This window comes from Burkholderia sp. GbtcB21 (genome assembly GCF_019091065.1).
Lineage (GTDB): Bacteria > Pseudomonadota > Gammaproteobacteria > Burkholderiales > Burkholderiaceae > Burkholderia > Burkholderia pyrrocinia_C.
On the sequence record NZ_JAGXKA010000024.1, the window covers coordinates 1 to 23,412 of the forward strand.

Here is a 23,412-nt window from a genome sequence, read left to right on the forward strand (position 1 = left end):
CGCAGCGAACGTGCCGCACGGTCGGCCAGCTCGGCGCGGAGCTCTTCATCGCGCAGCGAGCGTGCAGCGCGATCGGCGCGGAGTTCTCCGTCGCGCAGCGAACGTGCCGCACGGTCGGCCAGCTCGGCGCGCAGCTCCTCATCGCGCAGCGAGCGTACAGCGCGATCGGCGCGGAGTTCTTCGTCGCGCAGCGAACGCGCCGCACGGTTGGCCAGCTCGGCGCGCAACTCTTCATCGCGCAGCGAGCGTGCAGCGCGATCGGCACGGAGTTCTTCGTCGCGCAGCGAACGCGCCGCACGGTCGGCCAGCTCGGCGCGCAACTCTTCATCGCGCAGCGAGCGTGCAGCGCGATCGGCGTGCAGTGAGCGAGCGGCACGGTCAGCCAGCTCGGCGCGCAGCTCCTCGTCGCGAAGTGCGCGTGCAGTGCGTTCCGCTCGCAGGCCATCGTCGCGCAGCGAACGGGTTGCGCGCTCGAAACGTGCGACCAGACTTCCGTCGCTTCGCAATCCTCGGGCGAAGGATCGCGACGCGCGTGCATCGCCTGAACGTATTGCCAGATCGATCTGATCCGCCACGTCCTCGACCTGTTCCAGATACTTGGTCGTGACGAGCAGCAAATCTTCCAGCAAATCAATGTGAATCACTGAGCTCATGGTTGTTCTCCTGGTTATATTCATTGACGAGAATGAATTGCCTGTGGTGCTGCAGTTAAACAAGCGCTTATAAAACACGGTCGATCAGGCTTGTTTAAATCAATAGAAAATGAAAAACACTTCGTGATTGGTTGTTTTTGAGTGGCATCGCGAAGACCCGATATCGATTGAGCAACGGAAGCGCACGGCACGATATAAGCATTCCAGACTCTCGGAGGAGGCTGCTCGGATGAAATTGGCTGAAAATGAGGCGGCCGCTTGAATAGTTTTGGATATTGGTGTCAATAAGGACGATTCTGGCGGAAATAAGGAGGCAAGGCAGAGAAAGGGATGCCGGAAAGTGGACCGTCGACGCGCGTAATGGTGAGGTTGTTGTTGAGTGAGGTGTTGCGGCCCCATATGTCGTCCGATTCCATGATTGCCTCCTAGCAAATTTTTTATTGAATTAAACGGATGAGTGGAACGGCATTTTGTGAATATTGCGAGATTCCTGAGAAAGCAATGAGGGTAGATTAGTTATTTATTTTTTCTTGTCAAGGATGAATTATATCTGTTTCGGTTTCAGATTTTTTGGCTTCATCCATTTCTGGAATTTAATCTTGGTGTCGATTTCGTGGTTTTGAAACTGGTCGTGAAAAGGGACGGACCTGATCGTGATGGGAACGATTGCTGTCAACGCGGTGGAACAAATAGTGGGGTCGAGAGCACTTGGCGGGCCACGATGGGAAAGCTGAGTGACGAATTGCTGAACCGGGAATGGTTCCGCAGCCGTGCGGAGGCCAAGGTGCTCATCGAACGCTGGCGGCAGTTCTACAACGAGCGCCGGCCCCATAGCGCGCATCGCTAGCTGAGAGCGTTCGTCAGCATGAGGCCGCTCGTAGGCTGGGCGTGTCGATGGCGACGCTGGGGAACTGGTGTCGTGATCAGCGCGATGGCAATGCGCAGGCCGCAACGGGGCGGCGTCGCCCAGTGTGCCGAGCTCAAGTCGTCGCCCGGTAGTCGTCTGTGTAAGGAGTTGGCCAGCGCGAAGCTGGATATTTGAATTTTTCGAAAGGCGACGGCGTACTTCGCGAAGGGGTCGCGGTGAGGTAATGCGATGGACTCGCCACCCCTCGGGGTGGCGATAATGCAGAGGATTTTTTGCGGAGCGGAGACGGGGCACTGAGCTGGCATGGGCACGGTGTACGGCGCCGTTTCCGCTCCGCAAAAAATTCTTTGAGCTAAGCCGCTCCACGGGCGGCGCCCGCTATGGGCATTGAATCTTGACACCGTGGTGTGAACTTGCCCGCGGCGGTATTTGGGGTGACGGGAATGAGAGGGTCTCGTTGCGGTTTTGCTGGCAGGGGATGCCGTTCGACGCGATCAGCCGACGCGCCGAAGCTGTGTTGGTGCTGGGCGGACGCGTGAAGCACGACGAGTTCGCCGTGTCCGCCGATGTTCTGCGGACACGGTGTAGAGCGGCACATGGGATGAGCTTCATGGAGCCGCCCTCGCTGGCGGTGCTCGCGGCGTGGGCAGTAAGCGCTCGATGCAGAACATGCGGCCTCGAGAGCAGGCCGGACATGCACGCAACGATCGGCCGGTCAGCTTCTCGTAGCGATCGCGATAGTCTGCTTGAGGCGTAGCGTGCGCTGGGCATGGAGAGTCGGTCTCAAGGAGCCGGCGGCATAGGGTCAATCGCATCTCGCGCAGGCGATTGCTCAGTATCCCGTAGTGACGGATGCGCTGGAATCCGCGCGGCAGCACGTGCTGGAGAAAGCGGCGGATGAACTCATGTGCGGGCAGGCGCATCGGCACCGACGGGTTGATCTGGAAAGCGGCCGGGAAACAGCCAGTACTGGGGCCGGCCAATGCACCAGTAACTGCGCAGGATCTCCAGCAGCCGTGGCGAGAGCATCACGTAACGATCGGCGTGCCCCTTGCCCTGTTCGACACGCAGCACCATGCGCTGGCTGTCGATGTCGCCGACCTTGAGGCGCGTCGCCTCCGAGATGCGCAGGCCGGCAGCATAGGCTGCCATCAGCAAGGTACGATGCTTGACGCTGCGGATCGCCTCGAGGAACCGGGTGACCTCATCCTGACTGAGGATCACCGGCAGTTTGAGTGGCACCTTCGACATGGGGATCTCGTCGACCGCCCAGTCGCGTTTGAGCGTGACCATGTACAGGAAGCGCAACGCTGCAGTGGCCACTACCAGCGTGCTGCGAGAACGCCGCTGGACTTCAACCAAGTGCAATTGCCACGCGCGGACCTCCTCTGGACCCATCACCTCGGGAGAACGCCCGAAGTATTGGGCAAAAGCCTTCACCTGCTGAAGATAGGCACGTTGGGTATTGGAAGCGAGGTTGCGCACGCGCATATCCTCGATCATGCGTCGACGTAGGGGTGTCATGGTGAACTCCGCTCAGAAGAGACGTGGGCAGCAAGCTGCACTGCCATCGTCGCACTTGAACGGAGACATCCCACGTACGATACCAACGCCGCCGGCCGACCACCTCCTCCCGCGTCAGCGGGTTAGTTCAATCACGATTATCCAATGAGGACGTCCAGCATGGGTGCACAAGTGATCGGGCTCGATATCGCGAAGTATGTCATTCAGGTTCACGGAGTGAACGCAGCCGGCGCAGCGGTACTGACGAAGGGCCTCAAACGTTCTCAGATTCTCGAGCTTTTCGCAAACCTGTCGCCTTGCCTGATCGCGATAGAGGCTTGAACTGGCTCGCACGATTGGGCGCGCCGACTGGCTGGCTTTGGGCATCGAATCAAGCTTATTCCCGCGCCATATGTAAAACCATTCGTCCGGCGTTCCAAAACGGATGCCCGTGACGCAGCGGCCATTTGCGAGGCTGACCGCACATCTGGAGCCGGAGCATGTGAGCGCGCGGCACCAGTCGCTGCATCATTTCGTGGCGAAATCGGAATGGTCCGATACGGCGCTGCTTGAGCAGGTGCGGCGCTGGGTGCGGCCGCACATGGACCCGGCGGGCGGGTAGTACTGGATCATTGACGACACGGGTTTCCCCAAGAAGGGCAAGCATTCGGTCGGTGTGGCGCGGCAATACTGCGGTCAACTGGACAAACAGGACAACTGCCAAGTGGCGGTGAGTCTGTCGGTAGCGACGGAAGAGGCAAGCTTTGTTCAGCGGTCAATGCTGGTTTATTGACACAGTAAGACTTCTATGGGGCATTGGAGAATGTTATAGGAATACCTATATCGGCGTATCAGGAGCTTCGTCCGGAAGCAGAGGTGCTCGCGGCCCATCGGCGAACTGGGGACGTAACGATTTTCCGATTTTAAGATAAAATAAGTAAATAATTCACCTCGAAATTCGCAGCCGGTTGCGAATTCTGGCGTCATATTTTTTCAATTCATTGAACATTCCATCCAATATCTGCGTGGCGCAAAATCAAGAAATTACAAATTTATCAACAAAACAAAATTTAATGCTCGTGATTTTAACCTGCTTATTCTGACAGCTTTAAGTGCGAGGGTGATCGACATATATTTGACCCTGAGGACATCAAGAATAAACCGCAATGTCAATTCGATGTCGTATCGGCCGTGCATTGGTGTTCATGCAAAGCAGGTCCGTGTTGCGGTAGGACCTCTCGCTCAAAAAGGAGTTCGTATGTCAGGAGCGACGCCCATCTGGCTGCGCTCGCATTGCTGAATGCCGGGTGGCCGACGCCGATCAAGTTCCGGCGGAACATGTACCTGAATAACGTCGCCGAGCAGGATCGCCGCGCCGCCAAACATGTCGTCAAACCGATGATGGGCTTCAAGAATTTCCGATGTGTGCGCATCATTCTCTCCGACGTCGAAATCATGCACATGATCCACAAGCGGAAGATAAAAGATGACGGTGTCGCCTCAACGGTTGCCGCAAAGTTCTATTCGCTTCGCTTGATAAGTAAATAATCCCAATCATTGTGTGAATTGCCTGCTCTGTCCGACCAATCGCGACAGAACCGATTTTATTGAGTGAGCGGATCGCCTCGGTGGATCGTATGAGGATCCTGCGGCATGACATGCGCGGGCGGTCAGTGACGGAGCGAAGTCGCAACGAAGTCAAAAGAGATAGTGAGCGTGAAAATAATGCTTGTGGTCGGTTCTCTCGGTGGGGGCGGAGCGGAGCGCGTGGCAGCGACGCTCGTCAACGCGTGGGCGGAACGCGGAGATGACGTGACGCTCGTTTCGACGTTCTCGGGACGCGGCGACTGCTTCTACGAGATATCGTCGCGCGTTCGCGTCGTGTATCTCGCCGACCTCGTGCGATCGACTGCAACCGGCGCGCTCAACGCATGGCAACGTTTCATCGCGTTGCTGCGCTTGATCAGGACGACACATGCCGACGTCGTGGTGTCGTTCCTCGCGCACGTCAACCTCGCAGTCATCGCGGCGAGCCGTGGAACGGGCATCCCCGTCATCGCCTGCGAGCATACGAATCCGATCGCGGCACCGCGCGGCCGGTTCCAGCGATTCATGGTGCGCTGCCTCTATCCGCATGCCGACGTATTGACCGTGCTGACGGCGGGAAGCGTCGATCCGTTGTGCAAGGAGATCCCCGCACTGCGGAACGTCGCCGTTCTGCCGAACCCGGTCGATGACGACGTCCTGCGATTCTGGAAGATGCCGGGCGCGCCCGGTTCCCGCAAGCGTGTGCTCGCCGCGGGACGCCTGCATCCGATCAAGCAGTTCGATGTGCTGATCGACGCATTCGCCACGCTGGCACACGAGTTTCCGGACTGGGACCTGTACATCTGGGGAGAGGGCCCGACACGGGATGCGCTGGCGCGACAGATCGGCAGGCTGAAGCTCGACGGCCGCGTGTTCCTGCCGGGAATGACGCGCGAGCTGTGGGCCGAAATGGCGAACGCCGACATCTACGCACTGACGTCGCATTTCGAAGGGTTGCCGATGGCGATGATGGAGGCGATGGCCATCGGCCTGCCATGTGTCGCTTTCGACTGCCCGAGTGGGCCGCGTGAATTGACGCGGGACGGCCGCGACGGCGTGCTGGTCGACAGACGCGACGCCGGCGGCCTCGCGGCGGCGTTCCGCGAGCTGTTCTCGAGCGAACACCTGAGAGGCGAATTGGGGCGTAAGGCGGCGGCGTCGGTGCGCGAACGGTTCTCGACGGCAGTCATCCTGGCGCGGTGGGATCGGTTGTATACGCGAGTGGGCGCGAAATCGGAGGCGATATGAGAGTGGTTCACGTCATCACTTGCCTTGAACAAGGCGGCGCCGAAGGTGTGTTGTTCCGTCTGGCGACGTTCCCGTCATCGCAATCGACCGCCCATATCGTCGTCTCGCTGCAGGGGCTCGGGTTCTACGGTCCCAGGCTGCTGGAGAAGGGGATCGCCGTGATACCGCTCGGCATGCCGAAAGGGCGCGTCACGCTATCCGGACTGCACCGGTTGTATGGCGTACTGCGCAACGCGCAGCCTGACGTCGTCCAGACGTGGATGTACCACTCCGATCTGATCGGCGGGTTGGTCGCGCGTTTCGCGGGCATCCGCAACCTTGCGTGGGGCGTTCGTCATGCGAACCTCGACCGGGACAAGAATTCTCCGATGACGCTGCGCGTCGCGAGACTGTGCGCGCGCCTCTCACACCTGGCGCCGCGCGCCATCGTCAGTTGCTCGGAAGAGGCGACGGCGACGCACAAGGCGTTCGGTTACGACGCGAGGAAGTTCGTGAACATTCCGAACGGCTATGACCTCAGCCGCCTCCGCGTCGACGCCGGCGCGCGCGAGGCGATGCGTCGTACATGGAACATCGGCCCGGACGAGATGCTCCTCGGGTGCGTCGCGCGCTGGGATGTGCAGAAGGACCATCCCAACCTGCTCAGGGCGCTGCGCATGCTCGCACGGCAGGGTTTCAGCGGCCGCTGCGTGCTCGTGGGCCGCAACATGGACGAGCGCAACGCGGAACTGATGTCGCTGATTCGCAAACTCGGCGTCGAACGGCAGGTGATGCTCGCCGGTCCGAGCGATGACGTCCCTTCGATCCTCAATGCCCTCGACCTGCTCGTCCTGCCGAGCTCCGGCGAGGCGTTTCCGAACGTGCTCGCCGAAGCGATGGCGTGCGGGACGCCCGCCGTGACGACCGACGTCGGCGACGCACGCATGATCGTCGGCGACACGGGTTGGGTGGTGCGCCCGCAGGATTCGGCAGATCTCGCGAGCGGCTTGTGGAACGCGCTCGACTGGCTGGGTTCGACGGACAGGGCGGCGATCGCGGCACGGTGCCGTCAGCGCGTCGAGCAGCATTTCTCGCTTCAGAAGATGGTGAGTTCGTTCGAGCGCGTTTGGGCCGACGGATGCACGGTTCAGGATCCCGAAGTACACGCATTGAAGATCGGATGAGCGCGGTTGGACGCCTGGACTGGCGGCCACGGGCATGGGCGGAATGATCGACAGGGATGTCGTCACATCGGGAATATCGTGCGCATGAGCACAATGCGAAACTGGAGCGTAACGAACACGATGCGCACGCTGGCTGCGCTCGCGGGCGCCTTGCTGTGCTGCATGTCCGCGCCTGCAACGGCAGGCGACGCGCCGCAACCGCGCAAGTTCCTGACGTTTTCCAGCCACCTGCCCGATACGTGGATCATGAAGCACGGGAGCGAATACGTATTCGTCTGGGGCGAAAGCGACGGCAACACGCGCAATCCGGCACGTGCCGACGTCTGGAAGCAGTACGCTCCGAACGCCGTGCTGAGCACCTACTTCCCGTATGGCCGCGATCCGGCACGCGCCGATCCCGCGAGCTGGCAGAAGTCGCATCCGGAGTGGATCGCGTACCGCTGCGATGGCGAGACGATGGCCAAGCTCTTCGACAAGCCCATCGTGCCGCTCGACATTTCGAATCCGCAGGTGGTGGCCTGGCAGGTTGGCAATTTCATCAACGGCCAGTACCGCGACATCGCGCTCGACAACTTTTCGACCTCGAACGTCGAGCGTGGATGCGGCGTGAAGCGCAACGGCCGCTTTGTTCGCCAGTACACGGACGACCGCGCCGGCACCGACCGATTCGCGGAAGCCAAGGTCGCGTGGCTCGAACACGTGACGGCGAAATTGCATGACGCGGGAAAGACGGTGACGGTCAATTACCAGATCGATCGGCCGGTCGACTCGCCGTTGGTCGGCCGCATCACGAAGGCCGTCGACTCGGTGCTGACCGAGGAAATGTTTCCGCCGCGCCGCAAGGACCGCTTCAAGGCGATTCTCGACTACGCCGACCGGTTGAAGCGGGAGGACAAGGGCTTTTACGCGATCTATCAGATCGAGGCGCCGTCCGCGGACAACGTGCAGTCGGTCATGGCCGCCTACCTGATCTATGCGTGGTCGAAGAGCGCCGTGTCCATTTCCGGCGTGCAGGACTACGGCAGCGAGCCGAAGTATGGCGGCTTCGATCGGTCGGTCGGCACGCCGTGCGAGGAATACCGCAACAGCGGCGGCATCTATTCGCGGCGCTATGCGGGGGGCGTGACGGTGTTCGCCGATCCCATGTCGCCGGTCGCGGCCGTTTATCGCGTACCGCCGGGTTTCAGCGATGTGTGGGGCAGGCCGGCGCCGTCGGCGCTCGAGCTGGAGCCGGGCGAAGGCCGGGTCCTTTACCGCAACGGCGTCATGACGTGTTCGTGAACGAGGGGCGTGCTGATCGGCGGCAGGGGAGCGGGTGCGGACGTGCGTGGGTGAAGGGCGCGCGTGATGCGGGGCGACGGAGACGGGGTGACGAAATGTTGAACTTCGTAGTGGCGATGCTGGCGTCCTTGCTGGTCACAGTGCTGATTATCCGGTATCACGGTGTCAACCAGCGGTTTGCGGGAGTGGATTTCGACATGCAGGGTGCGCAGAAATTTCACGCGCGCCCGGTGCCGCGCATCGGCGGCGTCGCGATCCTGCTCGGCGTCATCGTGTCGATCGGCGTGTTGTGGGGGCGCTATCCGACGATCGCGCGCGACCTGCTTTACGTGTGCCTGTGCGGCGCGCCCGCATTCCTTTCGGGCTTCGCCGAGGACGTGACGAAACGCGTGTCGGTGCGTGCGCGGCTGTTCTGTACGATGTTTGCTGCTTGGCTCGGCTACGGACTGCTCGATATCGCCGTCACGCGCATCAGCGTGCCGCCGATCGACTTCTTGCTCGGCTACCCGATCGTCGCGGGCCTGATCACGGTCGTGGCGGTGGCCGGGCTCGCGAACGCCGTGAACATCATCGACGGATTCAACGGGCTCGCGTCGATGGTGTCGACCATGATGTTCGCGTCGCTCGCGTATACCGCGTTCGAGGTCCACGACGAAGTCGTGATGACCGCGTCGCTGATGATGATGGGCGCCGTGCTTGGATTCTTCGTCTGGAATTTTCCGGCCGGGCTCATCTTCCTGGGCGACAGCGGCGCCTATTTCCTCGGCTTCATGCTGGCCGAACTGTCGATCGTCCTGGTCCAGCGCAACCCGCAGGTTTCGGCCTGGTATCCGATCCTCCTGTTCATGTACCCGATCTTCGAGACGTGCTTCTCGATCTACCGCAAGAAGCTGCTGCGCGGCATGTCACCGGGTATGCCGGACGGCGTGCACCTTCACATGCTCGTCTACAAGCGAATCATGCGCTGGGTGGTCGGAACGAAACAGGCACGCGAACTGACGCAGCGGAACTCGTTTACGTCGCCGTACCTGTGGCTGCTTTGCCTGCTGGCCGTCGGGCCCGCGACGCTGTTCTGGCGAAACACCGTCGTGCTGTTCGCTTTCGTGGTCATGTTTGCGATCACGTATATGTGGATCTACGCACGCATCGTGCGGTTCAAGGTGCCGAGATGGATCGTCGTGAGAGTCGGACGATCCGAAGAGGCGCGGACAAATGTTTCGGCTACCTGACTAATAGTCGAGAAATGCGTACTTGTGCAACAGGCATGAAGGATGGCATGTCGCATCTTCGTGGCGCAATGCACCGGTTGTCGTGATCTGGTGGTCTTGCCGGGATGGATGTTTGAAAGTCGGATTGCCCGGCAACAAAGATAAACAACTAATTTTATATGTCACCTGGCCTATGCGTTTCCTTGCTCGTTTCGCGCGAATGACTGGTGCGTCGGTCCTGCCGCTTATCGTGGGTGCTTGCGCACTCGCACCGGGGATGCAGTTCGATCCGCATGCGTCGATCGATGAGGACGATCCGTCGGTCGTTCCCACGGTCACCACCATCACTCCGGCCATCATCAAGCAGCAGCGCGAAAGCAGGTTGCGGACGTCGGGCGATACATACAGGCAGTTGATGACCGCTGTTGCGCCGTATCGGATCGGCCCCGCGGATGTGCTGTCGATCATCGTGTGGAATCACCCTGAACTGGTCATCCCGAACCTGACCTATACGATCGGCGAAACGGCGGGTTTGCAGCCGGCTGGCCCGGGACTCAGTTCGCAGGCGGTCCCCGGGTTCGCGGTCGGCGACGACGGCAACATCCAGTTTCCGTTCATCGGGGCGTTCCGGGCACAGGGCCTGACGACGGCCGAACTGCAACAACGATTGACCACGGTGCTGCAACCGTACATCCGGTCTCCGCAACTGACGATCAGTGTGGTGGCGTACCGCAGCAAGCGTGTTTTTGTCGAGGGGCCGGTGGCGCTGGCCGGCGTGAAGCCGATCACCGACGTTCCGATGTCGCTGGCCGAGGTGCTCGGCGAGGCGAACGGCGTGCAATCCGGCGTGGGCGACCTCAGCCAGATCGAACTGCTTCGGAACGGAAAGCGATTCCGGCTGAACCTGGGGGAGATGGCGGCGCAAGGCGTGAACACCGCGCAGATCATGCTGAAGGATCGTGACGTCATCCGCATCGTGCCGCAGACCTACAACCAGGTCTTCGTGACGGGCGAGGTCGGCAAGCCGACCGGGCTCTCGATGCATGACGGCCGCCTGACCTTGAGCGATGCGCTGGCGAGCGTGCAGGGCGTGGATCCGAATTCCGGCGATCCGGCCGCGGTCTACGTGATCCGTGCGACCGATGATCCCGCTCAGCCGGAAGTCTTCCGCCTGAACGGCAAGTCGCCGGCCGCCTATGCATTGGCGGAACATTTCGAGCTGAAGCCGAAGGATGTCGTGTACGTCGACGCGACCGGCCTGACTCGCTGGAGCCGGGTGATCAATCAGCTCGTGCCGACGGCAGTCGGTGCGAATGCCACCCGTGGCACCGTGAACTGATACTGCCATGCATTCAATACTTGTCGTGTGTGTCGGGAACATTTGCCGCAGCCCGATGACGGAGGGGCTGCTGCGCGAGCGCCTGAAGGATGTCGAAGTCCGGTCGGCCGGACTGGATGCGCGGGTCGGACAGCCGGCCCACAACCACTCCATCGAACTGATGGAGGAACGCGAGATCGACATCCGGCCGCACCGCGCCAGGCAACTCGGGGAGCACGAGTGCCGCCGGGCGGAGCTCATTCTTGTGGTGGAGGACGGGCACCGCCGGGCGATCGAGCACGTGTATCCGTTTGCGCGCGGCCGGGTCTTCACGCTGGGGCACTACGGACGCTTTGACATTGCCGATCCGTTCAGGCAGGAGCGACGGAAGTTCCGGGAGTGCCTCGAGATGATCGAGATGGGCGTTGACGATTGGGTGCAACGAATCCGGAAGCTTCGCTGATCCGTGGCTCGACGCCTCGCAACGGTGGTCGCGAGGCAAGGAAGGTCACCCCTGCAAACCAGGATCACAACTTGAAGGAATCGGCCGTACTCATGACCCAGTCGAACCAACACGCTGACGCGAACGTCGCCGAGACGACAGAACTCGATCTCGCATCGGTTCTCGATATCCTGCTCGACAACCGGTTGTTGATCGCTGCGATTGCCGCGGTATTCATCTTCATCAGCGGGCTGTACGCGCTACTCGTGACGCCGATCTACGAGTCGAACATCCTGGTCCAGATCGAGGACAGCCCGGATGCATCGGCGGCAAAGGATCTGCTCGGTACGTTGTCGACGATGTTCGACGTCAAATCGACTGCCGATGCGGAAATCCAGATTCTCGGCTCGCGCCTCGTCGTGTCGCGAGCGGTCGATAAGCTCAAGCTCTTCATCCATGCGAAACCGCATCGCTTTCCGATGATCGGCGGATGGCTTGCGCGTCGCCATGACGGCCTGTCCGTGCCGGGACTCTTCGGCGTTGGCGGCTACACGTGGGGCAAGGAGTCGATCGACGTCGCGACATTCGATGTACCGAAGCAACTCGAAGGCAAGCCGTACAAGCTCGTCGCGTTGGCAGGCGGCCGCTATGAGCTGAGCGGTCCGGGCCTGGACCAGCCGGTCAACGGCCGTGTCGGGACGGCCGGGACATACCCGGCGTCTGCGGGCCCGATCAACCTCTTCGTGCGCGGAATCAACGGCACGGCAGGGGCGAGGTTCGATCTTGTCCGCGGATCACGGATGGACACGATCGAAGACCTGCAGAAGCAACTGCGGATTCAGGAGCTTGGCAAGCAGTCGGGCGTCATCAGCGCCACGCTTCGATCCGACGATCCGGTGCAGCTCAGCGCGATCCTGAACGAAATCGGTGATCAGTACGTCAAGCAAAACGTGGACCGGAAAGCCGCGCAAGCGGAGAACTCGCTGCAGTTTCTCGCCAGTCAGGAACCGAAGATGAAACGCGATCTTGAACAGGCCGAGAATCGGCTCAACGATTATCGGAACACGCACAAGATCCTTGACCTGACGGAAGAAGGGAAATCCATTCTTGCCCAGTCGTCGGACGCAGAGCAGCAACAGTTCATGCTGAAGCAGAAGCGTCAGGAGCTGTTGACGCGCTTTGGTCCCATGCATCCGGGCGTCGTGGCGATCGACGAGCAAATTGCCGGAACGCGGGGCTATATCGGCGAACTGACTGATCTGATCAAGCGCATGCCGACCGCGCAACGCGATGCGATTCGACTCCAGCGTGATGTCCAGGTGAATACGGATCTCTACCTGGCGTTGAGGAGCAACATCGAGCAATTGCGCCTGCTGAAGGCGGGGAAGATCGGCAGCGTTCGTCTCGTGGACGTCGCTTCGTTGCCCGAGCGGGCGGTATTTCCCAACAAGACGATCGTGGTCGTCGTCGCGACGCTGCTGGGCCTGTTTGTCGGCGCAGGTGCGGCGTTCCTGCGTGACAAGCTATTCACCGGCATCACGAATGTGCGCTCGCTGGAGGCGCACAGTGGATTGGCCGTCTATGCAACGGTTCCGCACAGCGAGCAGCAACGCAAGCTCGCGGCCAACCTGGCGGATTCGATGTCAGCCGGTCAAGCAAGCCTGCTCGCGAATTTGTACCCGGGAGACCCGGCCGTCGAAAGTCTGCGCAGCCTGCGCACGGCACTTCAATTCGCGATGTTGGACGCCCATAACAACGTGGTGCTGTTGACGGGGCCGTCGCCCGGCCTCGGCAAGTCGTTTGCGTCGGCCAATCTGGCGGTGGTGCTGGCCGAAAGCAAGCGGGTCCTGCTGGTCGACGGCGATTTGCGTCGAGGTATTTTGAACAAGTACTTCGGCGAAGAGCGCGGGGTCGGCGTCGCGGATTTCGTCGCGGGAACGCGATCCGCCGCCGATATCATCCGCAAGACGAACGTGCCCAACCTCGATCTCGTGACGACGGGAACGCTGCCGCCGAATGCCGCAGCCTTGCTGATGAACCGGAACTGGCTTTCGTTCATACAGAATGCGTCTGCTGACTACGACATCGTGCTGATCGATTCGCCGCCGGTGCTCGCCGTCACGGACGCGGCCATCATCGCGTCGATCGCGGGTACGGTCTTCCTGGTTGCACGCTTCGGCCAGACACGTGTCGGCGAAGTGGTGGAATCTGCCAAGCAACTGGTGCAAAGTGGTTCGCGCGTGAGCGGCCTGATCTTCAACGGAATGAAGACACGAGGCGGCAACTACACGTATGGAGGAAAGTACGGAGGCTACCGGTATGTTTCGTACGACTATGAAAAAACCTAACCGGTTTCAACAAGATCCTCGTTTACGGGAATTCGGCTTGAAGCCGTGCTTCGCTTTGGGGGCGTATGTCTAATCTAAAATTCAAGATCGGGGTGATCGGCCTGGGGTATGTCGGTCTGCCGCTGGCCGTGGAATTCGGCAAGAAGCTGCAGGTGATCGGGTTCGACATCAATCGTGCACGCGTCGATTCCCTGAACGAGGGTCACGACGCGACGCTCGAGGTGAGCGCGGAGGAGTTGGCGCAGGCCCGGCACCTGAAGATCACCGCGGACGGAGGAGACCTCGCGGACTGCAATGTCTTCATCGTGACAGTTCCTACTCCGATCGACGAGCACAAGCAGCCGGACCTGCGCCACTTGATCGGTGCGAGTGAGACGGTTGGCCACGTACTCAAGAAGAACGACATCGTGATTTACGAATCGACGGTCTATCCAGGGGCGACGGAGGAAGTTTGCGTGCCCGTGCTCGAGCGCGTGTCGGGCCTGACGTTCAACGTGGACTTCTTCGCGGGATACAGTCCCGAGAGGATCAATCCCGGTGACAGCAACCACCGGCTGCCGCTGATCCGCAAGGTGACTTCCGGTTCGACGCCGGAAGTGGCGGATACCGTCGACGGACTGTACAGGGAGATCATCGTTGCCGGCACGTACAAGGCGCCGAGCATTCGTGTGGCCGAGGCGGCGAAGGTGATCGAGAACACGCAACGCGATGTCAATATCGCGCTGATCAACGAATTGGCGATCATCTTCAATAAGATGGGCATCGACACCGAGTCGGTGCTCGCCGCGGCCGGCACCAAGTGGAATTTCGTCCCGTTCGTTCCGGGCCTCGTCGGCGGGCACTGTATCGGCGTCGACCCTTACTATCTGACGCACAAGGCGCAATCGATCGGATACAACCCGGAAATCATCCTGGCCGGACGCAGGTTGAACGACGGAATGGGGCGGTACGTGGTGGCCCAGCTCGTCAAGGCAATGACGAAGCGGCGCATCCATATTCAGGGCGCGCGCGTACTGGTCCTGGGTCTGACCTTCAAGGAAAACTGCCCCGATCTGCGCAACAGCCGGGTCGTCGACATCATCAAGGAACTCGCGGAGTACAGCGTCAACGTCGACGTATACGACCCGTGGGTATCGAAAGAGGCCGCGCGGAAGGAATACGGCATCGATCCGATCGATCGGCCGTTCAAGAACAAATACGACGCCATCGTGCTGGCGGTCGCCCATCGGGAGTTTGCCGAGTTCGGCGCGGACGCCATTCACGAATTCGGCAGGCCCGACCACGTTTTCTACGATCTGAAGTTCGTTTTTCACATGGATTCGACCGATATTCGTCTGTAAGACATTGCCGTTCGATCCGCTTTCGCCTCCGACCCATTCGACCCGACGCCGACATGTCCGACTGCTACACCAGAACCAGCCAAGCGCTGCAACAGGACCCGAAGACCTGGCTCGTCACGGGCGTGGCCGGGTTCATCGGTTCGAATCTGCTCGAGCGCTTGCTGAACCTCGATCAGCAGGTTGTCGGCCTGGACAATTTGTCGACGGGCTATCGACGCAACCTCGACGAGGTCTGCGGCCTCGTCACGCCGGACCAATGGCGTCGCTTCCGATTCATCGAAGGAGATATCCGTTCGCTCGACGATTGCCGGAACGCGTGCACTGGCGTGGACCATGTGCTTCACGAGGCGGCGCTCGGTTCGGTGCCGCGTTCGCTCATCGATCCGATCGCCACGAATGAAGTCAACGTGAGCGGTTTTCTGAACATGCTGGTCGCCGGTCGCGATGCCGGCGTCAAGAGTTTCACGTATGCGGCATCGAGTTCGACCTATGGCGATCATCCGGGCTTGCCGAAGATCGAGGACCGGATCGGCAAGCCGTTGTCTCCGTACGCGGTGACGAAGTGCGTGAACGAGATGTACGCGGAAGTCTTTGCGCGGAACTACGGGTTCCGGACGATCGGCTTGCGGTATTTCAACGTATTCGGAAAGCGTCAGGATCCGGATGGCGCTTACGCCGCCGTGATTCCGAAATGGACGATTGCGCTGATTCGGAACGAGCCGGTGTTCATCAACGGCGATGGCGAAACGAGTCGCGATTTCTGTTTCGTCGATAACGTCGTTGAAGCGAATCTTCTCGCCGCGACGGCGGACGATGCGAGCAAGAACGAGGTTTACAACGTGGCGCTCGGCGATCGGACGACGCTGAACGAACTGTTCGCCGCGCTGCAGGCGGCATTGGTGAAAAACGGCATCCGGAGCGACGCGCGTCCTGCTTACCGCGACTTTCGTGCCGGGGACGTGAGGCACTCGCAAGCAAGCGTCGACAAGGCAAGAAGGCTGTTGCGTTATGGCGGTTCGGTTCGCCTGTTCGATGGAATCGAGCGCGCGATGCCTTGGTATATCGACTATCTGGGGTGAACGCGGACGTTCGACGGATCGCGGTCGATCCGCCGGGCGACACCACTTTCACGCAAGTTTTTCGGATTCACGGGCCCTCGGCCTGTTTCAGAGCGCATACATTGACACCCGTAATCGACCGAATCGGCAGCCGCTTGTCGGCAGTTCATGCCGATCACAAGCGCATCCTGCGCAGCGCGATGCTCGTTTCCTTCTTCGTGCTTGTCGGCAAGTCGGCAGGCGCAATGAAGGAAATGGCCATTGCGTATCGCTACGGCGTCAGCGCAACGGTCGACGCGTACCAACTCACACTCACGATGATGACGTGGGTGCCGGGGACCGTGGCGACGGTGTTGGGTGTCGTCCTCGTACCGACGCTGGTTCGCCTGCAGAAGCAGCCGGAACAGGAGCGAACGCTGTTTCTGGGCGAATTTCAGGGCGCGAGCCTGGTGCTGGGCATCCTGCTTGCCGGCACGCTTTACGGTGCATGGGATGCTGTCCTGGCGGTGATGGATGCCCGTCTGCCGTCCCACACGGCCGAGCTGTCCCGTGAAATGGCGCGAGGCATGTCGTTCATTTCATGCTTTACGTTGCTGATCTGCGTGTCGGGCGCACGCCTGCAAGCGCGCGAGCATCACGCCAATACGTTGCTGGAATGCATTCCGGCGGGCGTGCTCCTCGTCTGGATATTGCTCGCGCCGAACAAGAACACCTATGTCCCGCTGACTTGGGGCACGACAACGGGCTTCCTGCTGCAAGCAGCCTGCGTGAGCGTGCTGGCCGCGCGTGCCGACGGAATCCGCCCGGGCCTGCGCTTCGGTTTCCGGTCTTCGCAGTGGCGGACCCTGTATCCGGCGCTTGGGGTCTTCATGGTCGGGCAGATGGTGATGAGCCTCGTCACGCCGATGGACCAGTATTTTGTCGCGAACCTCGGCAGCGGCGCGATCGCAACGCTCGGCTACGCCAATCGGCTGCTGGGCCTGCTGATGAGCATGGGCGCACTCGCGATCGGCCGGGCGACGCTGCCCGTTTTCGCGGACATCCTGAGCAGCGCCGAACCGGACAGGGCACGCACGACGGCGTTCAAGTGGGCAGCGGTGATGTTCGTCGGTGGCTGTCTCGTGGCGATCGTGGGTTGGCTGGGCGCACCGCTGGGCGTGCGGTTGATGTTCCAGCGCGGTGCTTTCAGTGCACACGACACGCTCGCGGTATCGGCCCTTGTCGGATGGGGATTGATCCAGCTTCCGTTCTATTTCGCCGTGCTCGTCCTGGTTCAGTGCTTCGCCAGCGAAGGGCGCTTTCGGGCGATGGCCGCGATTGCGATGATCAATTTCGGCGTGAAGGCGCTAGGCGATTACGTATTGATAGGCTGGATGGGTAGCGCCGGCGTCCTGCTCGCGAGTGCGCTGATGCATGCGTCGTCGCTGGGCTGCCACCTCGTCCTCTCGAGAAAGGACGCCAAATGCCGATGAAGATCGTGTTGCTCAATCACTCGATGCGTTGCGGCGGAGCCGAGCGCGTCACGGCCAGTCTCGCCAACCATTGGGCCGAGCGCGGATGGGATGTCGCGGTCGCGACATTTGTGTCGTCGGACGCCGATTTCTACAAACTGGACAGTCGGGTGGCGCGTGTCGACCTGGCGTTGGCGGGCGCTTCATCGGGCGTGCTTGGCGGAATGCTCGCGAACGTCCGGCGTCTCGCGGCCGTTCGCCGGCTCTTCAGGGATCGGCGCCCCGATGTCGTGATCGGGGTGATGACGGTGCCGTCCGTTCTGTGCATTCTCGGCAGTATCGGGTTACGGCTGAAAGTGATCGCCACCGAGCACAATCATCCGCCGATGCTTCGCATGAATGCGGTATGGGAGACGCTGCGGCGCCTCACGTTCAGGCACGCGGATGCCGTGGTCGCGCTGACGGCGGAGACCGGCGCATGGCTTGCGCGTCGTTGCAGGTGCCGGAACGTGAGCATCATTCCCAACCCTGTTGCGTTGCCGATGGAGGTCATGGAGCCTCGGCTTGCGCCAGTGGAAACGATATCGGCCGATACGCGGCTGTTGTTGGCCGTTGGGCGCCTGGCACCGCAAAAGGGATTCGATCTGCTGATTCAGGCATTCGAAAAGATTCGCGAGCGTGGGCCAGGCTGGAAACTCGTCATTCTCGGCGACGGGGAAGCACGCGGGACGCTGCAATCGGCGATCTCGAAGCGTGGACTGGACGACCTGGTCTTGATGCCGGGGAGAGCCGGAAACATCGGGGAGTGGTACGGTCGTGCCGACCTCTACGTGATGAGTTCCCGATTCGAGGGGTTGCCGATGACGCTGATGGAAGCGATGGGAAGCGGGTGCGCGGCCGTGAGTTTCGACTGCGACGTGGGGCCGCGGGACATCATTCGTGACGGCATCGACGGTGTGCTGGTGCGTCCGGCCGGTGACGTCGGTGCGCTCGCCGACGCTTTGCTGAAGTTGATGGTCGATACCCGGGAGCGGGAGCGAATGGCGAGCATGGCGAAGGACGTGGCTGCGAGATTCGCACCGTCGCGCATCCTTCCGCTATGGGAGCAACTTTTCCTGAGCATGGGCCTGAGCAGTGCCGATCATGAGCGTCCGCCGCAGCGGGTGACACGTGAAACGGATTGCCGTGCGGCCGAACATTCCGGCGACAAGGCACAGCTGCGATGAAACTCTTCGTCTCGCAAGACAAAATCGCCATCTCGATCGACAAAAGATGGATGCGGCCGTCGGCATTCGCTTTTGTCGGGCTGGCAGGCGTGGTCCTGAGCATCATGGTTGTCGGCGACAGAAGCCAGCTTCTCGATCAGGACAACTACGTCAATTACTTCCGCCTGACCGACGCCGGCTGGTTCATGAACATATGGGCCGACCGATCGTCGTTCCTGGGCTTTGCCATCAGCGTGATGACGGAGGAACTCGGCTGGCGAGCCTGGGTGCTGGCGATCAACGCGCTGGGTGTCGACCCGGAGGATGGCGTGCGGATCACGGTCGTGGTGCTCAACTTCGCGATGATCTCGGCACTCTGGAATACGCGACGTCCGATACTGGATTTGTGTCTGTGGTCGGTGATCCCGGTCGGCCTGGCGACGATGGGGCTGTTCCAGATCCGGCAAGGCATGGCGTTTGCCGTTGCCATGTACGTCGCGCTGCGGTGGAAGCGTCCGGCAACCGGCGCCTTGATTGCGGGAACCATTCACACGACCTTCGCGTTCCCGGCGCTGCTTCTGCTGGTCGCCAGGCTGTTGCGACGGCGGGGGGCGCTTGTCTCCGTATCCGCGAGCGCTGGCGTCGGGTTGCTGCTTGCCCTGGCATCGCCGTTGTTGTTCACGACATTCGGGGGGCGGCGCGTCGACCAGTATCGCGATCTCGAACGGATGTTCAACGCGACTTACGTGCTGGCGCTGCTTATCTATTCGATTGCGCCTGCAATGATCATTCATCGATGGTTTATCGAAAAGAAGCAGGACGTTCACGAGTTGGTCATCGACCAGATCGCGGTGATGCACGTCGGGCTGATCGTTTTTCTGGTCACGTCGTTTTTTGTCTTTCCGTTTGCGATGAGCCGGATTGGCTACTACGCGCCGGCCATGATCGCCATCCTGTTGCCCGAGACAAAGGTGAAGCAGCCACTCGGGTTGTTGCTGTTGTCCGCAGTCGTGATGATGGTCATGTACGACGCCATCAAGAATTATTTCGCCGGGGTCTACGTCTTTTTCCTGTAGCGAAAGCGGTCGACGTTCGGCGATGTTGGGTGTCACGACACGATACGAACAAACAAGGACACGACCCATGACAATCAAGTTGCGTGCGAAGGTGGCCACGAACAAGCCGACGGCCGTTGCCCTGGGGGCGGCGTTGGCATTTTCCCTGCCGGCCGGTGCGGCGGGCTCGCCGGTGCTGATGTCGATGGGTGTGTCCGGCGGGCTCGTGATTCCATACGGATTCACGCTGCCTGAAGGGACATTCGAGGGGCAATACAACAACTACATCGATCCGCGGTACGGGAAGAACACGACGAGTTCCGACATCGTCTGGGGCGCGGTCGGCCTGTTTCCGCACGTGGAGGTATCGGGCGGCCTGGCGGACTACCCCGGCAACGTGCGCACGACGGTGCCGGGCTACGACCATTTCGTGCTTCGGCACCTGATGGCGAACGCGAAGGTTTCGATTCCGAAGTTCTTCGCATACCAGCCCGATATCGCGATCGGCATCAACGACGTCGGCGGGCAGACGCATTTCTTCCGGTCCACCTACGGCGTCGTGTCGCAGGCGCTCGGGCCCGCGACACTGACGGTCGGCTATGGGCACGGCGACCGGCTCGACGGTGTGTTCGGCGGCGCCGAGCTCCGGCTGTGGCAAACGGGGCTGTCGCTGCTCGCGGAACACGATTCGAAAACGCCGTACGCGGGGATACGTTACCAGTCGCCGCCGATCAGGTGGCTCGCCGACGCGAGCATCGTCGGCACCGTGATGCGCTCGCTGAAGCATACGGACGGGGTCGCGCCGCGCACGTCGTTTGCGATCGGCGTGCAGATTCCACTCGGCAAGCGGTTCGATGCGGCGCGTTGCAGCAAGGGCTTGTGCGACGGTGCACCGGATGCGGCGGCGAATCCGGCATCGTCCGGCGACGTTCACGCCGCGGACGGCGATGCGCTGCAACCGGCCGCCGTGCTCGCGCCGCTGGGCACGTTCACGCGCGTCGAGCCGACGGCATCGATGCCCGCAACGGCGGACGCAGCGCAAGGTGACATGGCCATGCCATCGCTTCGCACGGCGCCCGCAATCGTGCGGACCGTCGCGCCGGCAATCCCGGCGGCGCCTGATCCAGCGGCGCTCGACATGATCGTGGGCGTGTTGACGGGCGCGGGGCTCGAGCGCGTGCGGGCCGGCGTTGCGGGCACGGATCTCGTCGTCGAATACGAAAACCACCGCTACAACCAGAACGAGGCGGACGCGCTGGGCATCGCGCTCGGCGCGGCCGCGCAGTACGCGCCAACGGGCGTCGAGACCGTGCGCGTCGTGATCAAGAAGGCGAACGAGCCGGTGGGCGAGGTGAGCGTCGACCGGACGGACTACGCGCAATTTGTCGCGGGCGGCGCATCGACTGCGGCCGGCGCGTCGCTGTCGATGCGCATGCGGCCAACACATGACGCGGATTCGATCGCATGGTCGGGCAACGCGCACAAGCATGGACTCGTGCGGATCCAGATCGCACCCGTCACGTCCTACCTGTACGGCACGGAGTACGGCAACTTCGATTACTCGATCGGCGCGAACCTTCAGGGATTCGTGCCGCTGTGGCGCGGTGCGGAACTGTATTCGAGCGTGATCGTGCCGATCGCGAACAGCAGGAACATGGACAACGGCCACGTGTATGACCGGTATCGCCTGCGCGGCGGACTGTCGACGCTCGCGCTCGTGCAGAGCTTCTGGATCGCGCCACGCGTGTTCAACGTGACCGCGCTCGGCAAGTTCGACCACCAGTACCTCGGCATCGAGAACGAGACGACCGCGTTCGTGCCGGGCCGCCCCGACGTCGTGCGACTGAAGCTCGCGTATCTGCATCGCGAGCCGGGCAAGGATGCGCTGCCGGCGGAGAAGAACGCGCTGCTCACGTACCGGTGGGTCGAGCCCGCGTGGAAGATGTGGATCGAGGCGGGCGTCGCGCGTTATGTGGGCGGCGACAAGGGGCCGCTGATCACGTTGACGCGCTGGTTCGACGACGTTTCGTTCAGCGTGCAGGGCTGGCACAGCGGGCGCGGTTCGTTCGCGGGGGCATCGGTCAGCTTCCCGCTGACGCCGCGCCAGGGCATGAGGCCGGGGATCGTGCAGGTCAACGGCGCCGAGCAGTTCTCGCTCAATTTCCGCACGCGCATCGGATCGACGAACTACGTGTCGCAGGACGGTGCCGAGAACCTCGGCTTTGCCTACAACACGCAGCAATTCGTTCTCAACCAGGGGCGCTTCAGCGCCGAATACTTTGCGACACAGCTTTACCGGATGCGCGACGCGTACAAGCGCTATGCACAATCCGCAAGCGCTGCGCCGCCCGCCACGCAGGCGGCGCAGCTACCGGGAAGTGCCCCACGCCCCCAGACGGGGCTGTGACGCAGGCATTCAATGAGCGAGGGACCGGGGGGGGGCCCTGGCGGATCGAGTCGACCTATTGGAGAAAATCGATGAAGACGATGAAGAAGGCGGCACTGAGAGCATGGCAGACCGGGATGTTTGCGCTCGCGGCGGGCACGCTCGCGGGATGTGGCGGGGGCAGCGACAGCGCGACGCCTTCGAATGCATCGAGGGCCACGATCAGCGGCACGGCCGCGACCGGTGCACCCATGGCGAACGCCGCGATCACGATCGCCTGCACGAGCGGCAGCGGTTCGGGGACGGCCGACGCGAACGGTGCCTTCTCGATCTCGTTCGTGTTCGCGGGACCGTGCGCGATCACGGGGACGAACGGAGCGATCACGCAGCACTCGTTCGCGAGCGGCGGCGGCACGTTCAACGTGACGCCGTTGACCGAAATGCTGCTGACCTTCATGGCGGCGCAACTCGGCACGGACCTGAACGGGCTGCTGACGGGCCTCACGACCAATCCGACGTATCAGGGCGCGTTGACGAGCCCAACGGCCGTCGCGTCGGCACAGAACGGGGTCATCCAGGCCATCAAGAACGAAACGGGCGTCACGGTGTCGGCGTCCTCGTTTCTGACGACGCCATTCAAGCCCGGCCAGGCCGGCCAGGATGCCGACCTCGAAACCTTGAAGTCCAACGGCGCGCTCACGAGCACCGGCCAGCCGTCTCCGGCGTTGCTCGACAAGGTGAAGACGGCCGGCGCGGCAGCTGGCAAGCCGACCGGCGGCAGCGGTGGCAGCGGCAACCCGGCGTAACGGCGGGCGAATCCGCACGCGGATTCATTTAAGCGCGGTTTTACACATGGGTGTACATCCCAATGGATGCCTGCTTCGGCCTGTTTCAACACCGCCACAATCTGCTCAACACTGAAGCGCTTGCGTTTCATCGTACGGCTCCTCTCATACTGAAAAAGCCCGCCGAAAACTCGCTTACATCATGGCACTGTTTACTGGGGGCCGCTCACCGGGAAGGCCATGAAGTTGGTCGCCGTCGCGTGCGCACGTTGATGAAGCGCATGGGGGGAGGCGCTGTACTGCAAGCCGCACACGAGCCGCCGCAACGCGCGGCACAAAATCTGGCCGTATCACCGGCAAGTTGCGGGGCGGAACGCGGCAATCGTGCGGGAGGACGAAAAAAATCCCGGCCGCATAAGCTGTGACCGGGACGTAAAATCATCCGATGCTCAGGCACGAGAATGGATGTGTGTCAAGAGTAGACGAGGAGGTCTTCCGGTTAAATAGAGTGAA

The 23,412-nt window shown here is 61.6% G+C and carries 18 protein-coding genes and 6 pseudogenes; 19 read left to right on the forward strand and 5 right to left on the reverse strand.

The annotated features are described in order from the left end of the window. Positions 1-653 (reverse strand): annotated as a pseudogene (locus tag KVT39_RS33255) (hypothetical protein); the annotation flags it as partial. A 281-nt stretch (positions 654-934) separates the two neighbouring features. Continuing rightward, positions 935-1,069 (reverse strand): hypothetical protein, encoded by a 135-nt coding sequence (locus KVT39_RS38560; RefSeq protein ID WP_306795605.1) that lies wholly within the window; start codon positions 1,067-1,069, stop codon positions 935-937. A 308-nt stretch (positions 1,070-1,377) separates the two neighbouring features. Between KVT39_RS38560 and KVT39_RS33260 the strand changes: the two are divergent. Both KVT39_RS33260 and KVT39_RS33265 read left to right on the forward strand, forming a co-directional pair. Further along, positions 1,378-1,500, forward strand: a pseudogene (locus KVT39_RS33260) (integrase core domain-containing protein); the annotation flags it as partial. Beyond that, positions 1,497-1,692 (forward strand): annotated as a pseudogene (locus KVT39_RS33265) (transposase); the annotation flags it as partial. The pseudogenes KVT39_RS33260 and KVT39_RS33265, both read left to right, overlap by 4 nt. 437 nt (positions 1,693-2,129) lie before the next feature. Here the strand turns inward: KVT39_RS33265 and KVT39_RS33270 are convergent. Then, positions 2,130-2,444 (reverse strand): annotated as a pseudogene (locus tag KVT39_RS33270) (transposase); the annotation flags it as partial. Further along, a complete protein-coding gene (locus tag KVT39_RS33275) occupies positions 2,425-3,045 on the reverse strand; it encodes a site-specific integrase (RefSeq protein WP_306795606.1) in 621 nt (206 codons plus the stop codon). The pseudogene KVT39_RS33270 and the gene KVT39_RS33275, both read right to left, overlap by 20 nt. A gap of 159 nt (positions 3,046-3,204) precedes the next feature. Between KVT39_RS33275 and KVT39_RS33280 the strand changes: the two genes are divergently transcribed. From KVT39_RS33280 to KVT39_RS33355, 16 genes and pseudogenes are all read left to right on the forward strand, one after another. Next, the gene (locus KVT39_RS33280) at positions 3,205-3,366 is read left to right on the forward strand and encodes a hypothetical protein (protein ID WP_217591047.1); all 162 of its coding nucleotides are present in this window, start codon (positions 3,205-3,207) and stop codon (positions 3,364-3,366) included. Between the two features lie 79 nt (positions 3,367-3,445). Then, a pseudogene (locus tag KVT39_RS33285) lies at positions 3,446-3,787 on the forward strand (transposase); the annotation flags it as partial. Positions 3,788-4,287: 500 nt separating this feature from the next. Then, a pseudogene (locus KVT39_RS33290) lies at positions 4,288-4,572 on the forward strand (DDE-type integrase/transposase/recombinase); the annotation flags it as partial. Positions 4,573-4,749: 177 nt separating this feature from the next. Continuing rightward, the gene (locus KVT39_RS33295) at positions 4,750-5,859 is read left to right on the forward strand and encodes a glycosyltransferase family 4 protein (protein ID WP_254640729.1); all 1,110 of its coding nucleotides are present in this window, start codon (positions 4,750-4,752) and stop codon (positions 5,857-5,859) included. Further along, the gene (locus tag KVT39_RS33300) at positions 5,844-7,022 is read left to right on the forward strand and encodes a glycosyltransferase (protein ID WP_217591083.1); all 1,179 of its coding nucleotides are present in this window, start codon (positions 5,844-5,846) and stop codon (positions 7,020-7,022) included. Before KVT39_RS33295 ends, KVT39_RS33300 begins: the two co-directional genes overlap by 16 nt. A gap of 84 nt (positions 7,023-7,106) precedes the next feature. Next, positions 7,107-8,303, forward strand: coding sequence for a putative glycoside hydrolase (locus tag KVT39_RS33305; RefSeq protein WP_217591050.1), 1,197 nt, complete (start codon positions 7,107-7,109; stop codon positions 8,301-8,303). A gap of 95 nt (positions 8,304-8,398) precedes the next feature. Further along, entirely contained in the window at positions 8,399-9,532 is a 1,134-nt protein-coding gene (locus tag KVT39_RS33310) for a glycosyltransferase (RefSeq protein ID WP_217591051.1), read from the forward strand. 256 nt (positions 9,533-9,788) lie between these two features. Then, the gene (locus KVT39_RS33315; protein WP_254640723.1) at positions 9,789-10,850 is read left to right on the forward strand and encodes a polysaccharide biosynthesis/export family protein; all 1,062 of its coding nucleotides are present in this window, start codon (positions 9,789-9,791) and stop codon (positions 10,848-10,850) included. 7 nt (positions 10,851-10,857) lie between these two features. Next, positions 10,858-11,292 carry a low molecular weight protein-tyrosine-phosphatase gene (locus tag KVT39_RS33320; RefSeq protein WP_217591052.1) on the forward strand — a complete coding sequence of 145 codons (435 nt, stop codon included), beginning with the start codon at positions 10,858-10,860 and terminating at the stop codon, positions 11,290-11,292. Positions 11,293-11,384: 92 nt separating this feature from the next. After that, a complete protein-coding gene (locus tag KVT39_RS33325) occupies positions 11,385-13,619 on the forward strand; it encodes a polysaccharide biosynthesis tyrosine autokinase (RefSeq protein WP_217591053.1) in 2,235 nt (744 codons plus the stop codon). A 65-nt stretch (positions 13,620-13,684) separates the two neighbouring features. Beyond that, positions 13,685-14,959: a Vi polysaccharide biosynthesis UDP-N-acetylglucosamine C-6 dehydrogenase TviB gene (gene tviB / locus KVT39_RS33330; RefSeq protein ID WP_217591054.1), complete on the forward strand. Its 1,275-nt coding sequence runs from the start codon at positions 13,685-13,687 to the stop codon at positions 14,957-14,959. A gap of 53 nt (positions 14,960-15,012) precedes the next feature. Next, entirely contained in the window at positions 15,013-16,038 is a 1,026-nt protein-coding gene (locus KVT39_RS33335; RefSeq protein ID WP_217591055.1) for an NAD-dependent epimerase/dehydratase family protein, read from the forward strand. Beyond that, positions 16,035-17,489, forward strand: a complete 1,455-nt coding sequence (gene murJ, locus KVT39_RS33340; protein WP_368858947.1) for a murein biosynthesis integral membrane protein MurJ — start codon at positions 16,035-16,037, stop codon at positions 17,487-17,489. The genes KVT39_RS33335 and murJ overlap by 4 nt, the downstream gene beginning before the upstream one ends. Further along, positions 17,480-18,694, forward strand: coding sequence for a glycosyltransferase family 4 protein (locus tag KVT39_RS33345; protein WP_217591056.1), 1,215 nt, complete (start codon positions 17,480-17,482; stop codon positions 18,692-18,694). The genes murJ and KVT39_RS33345 overlap by 10 nt, the downstream gene beginning before the upstream one ends. Next, on the forward strand, positions 18,691-19,749 hold the full coding sequence (locus KVT39_RS33350) for a hypothetical protein (RefSeq protein WP_217591057.1): 1,059 nt from the start codon (positions 18,691-18,693) through the stop codon (positions 19,747-19,749). The genes KVT39_RS33345 and KVT39_RS33350 overlap by 4 nt, the downstream gene beginning before the upstream one ends. A gap of 67 nt (positions 19,750-19,816) precedes the next feature. Beyond that, positions 19,817-22,135 carry a YjbH domain-containing protein gene (locus tag KVT39_RS33355; RefSeq protein ID WP_217591058.1) on the forward strand — a complete coding sequence of 773 codons (2,319 nt, stop codon included), beginning with the start codon at positions 19,817-19,819 and terminating at the stop codon, positions 22,133-22,135. A 55-nt stretch (positions 22,136-22,190) separates the two neighbouring features. Here KVT39_RS33355 and KVT39_RS38150 read toward each other — a convergent pair whose 3' ends face one another. Then, complete coding sequence (locus KVT39_RS38150) at positions 22,191-22,571, reverse strand: hypothetical protein (protein WP_254640725.1); 381 nt, start codon at positions 22,569-22,571, stop codon at positions 22,191-22,193. Between KVT39_RS38150 and KVT39_RS38155 the strand changes: the two genes are divergently transcribed. Beyond that, positions 22,546-22,920 carry a hypothetical protein gene (locus KVT39_RS38155; protein WP_254640733.1) on the forward strand — a complete coding sequence of 125 codons (375 nt, stop codon included), beginning with the start codon at positions 22,546-22,548 and terminating at the stop codon, positions 22,918-22,920. The genes KVT39_RS38150 and KVT39_RS38155 overlap by 26 nt on opposite strands. Positions 22,921-23,412 lie beyond the last annotated feature (492 nt).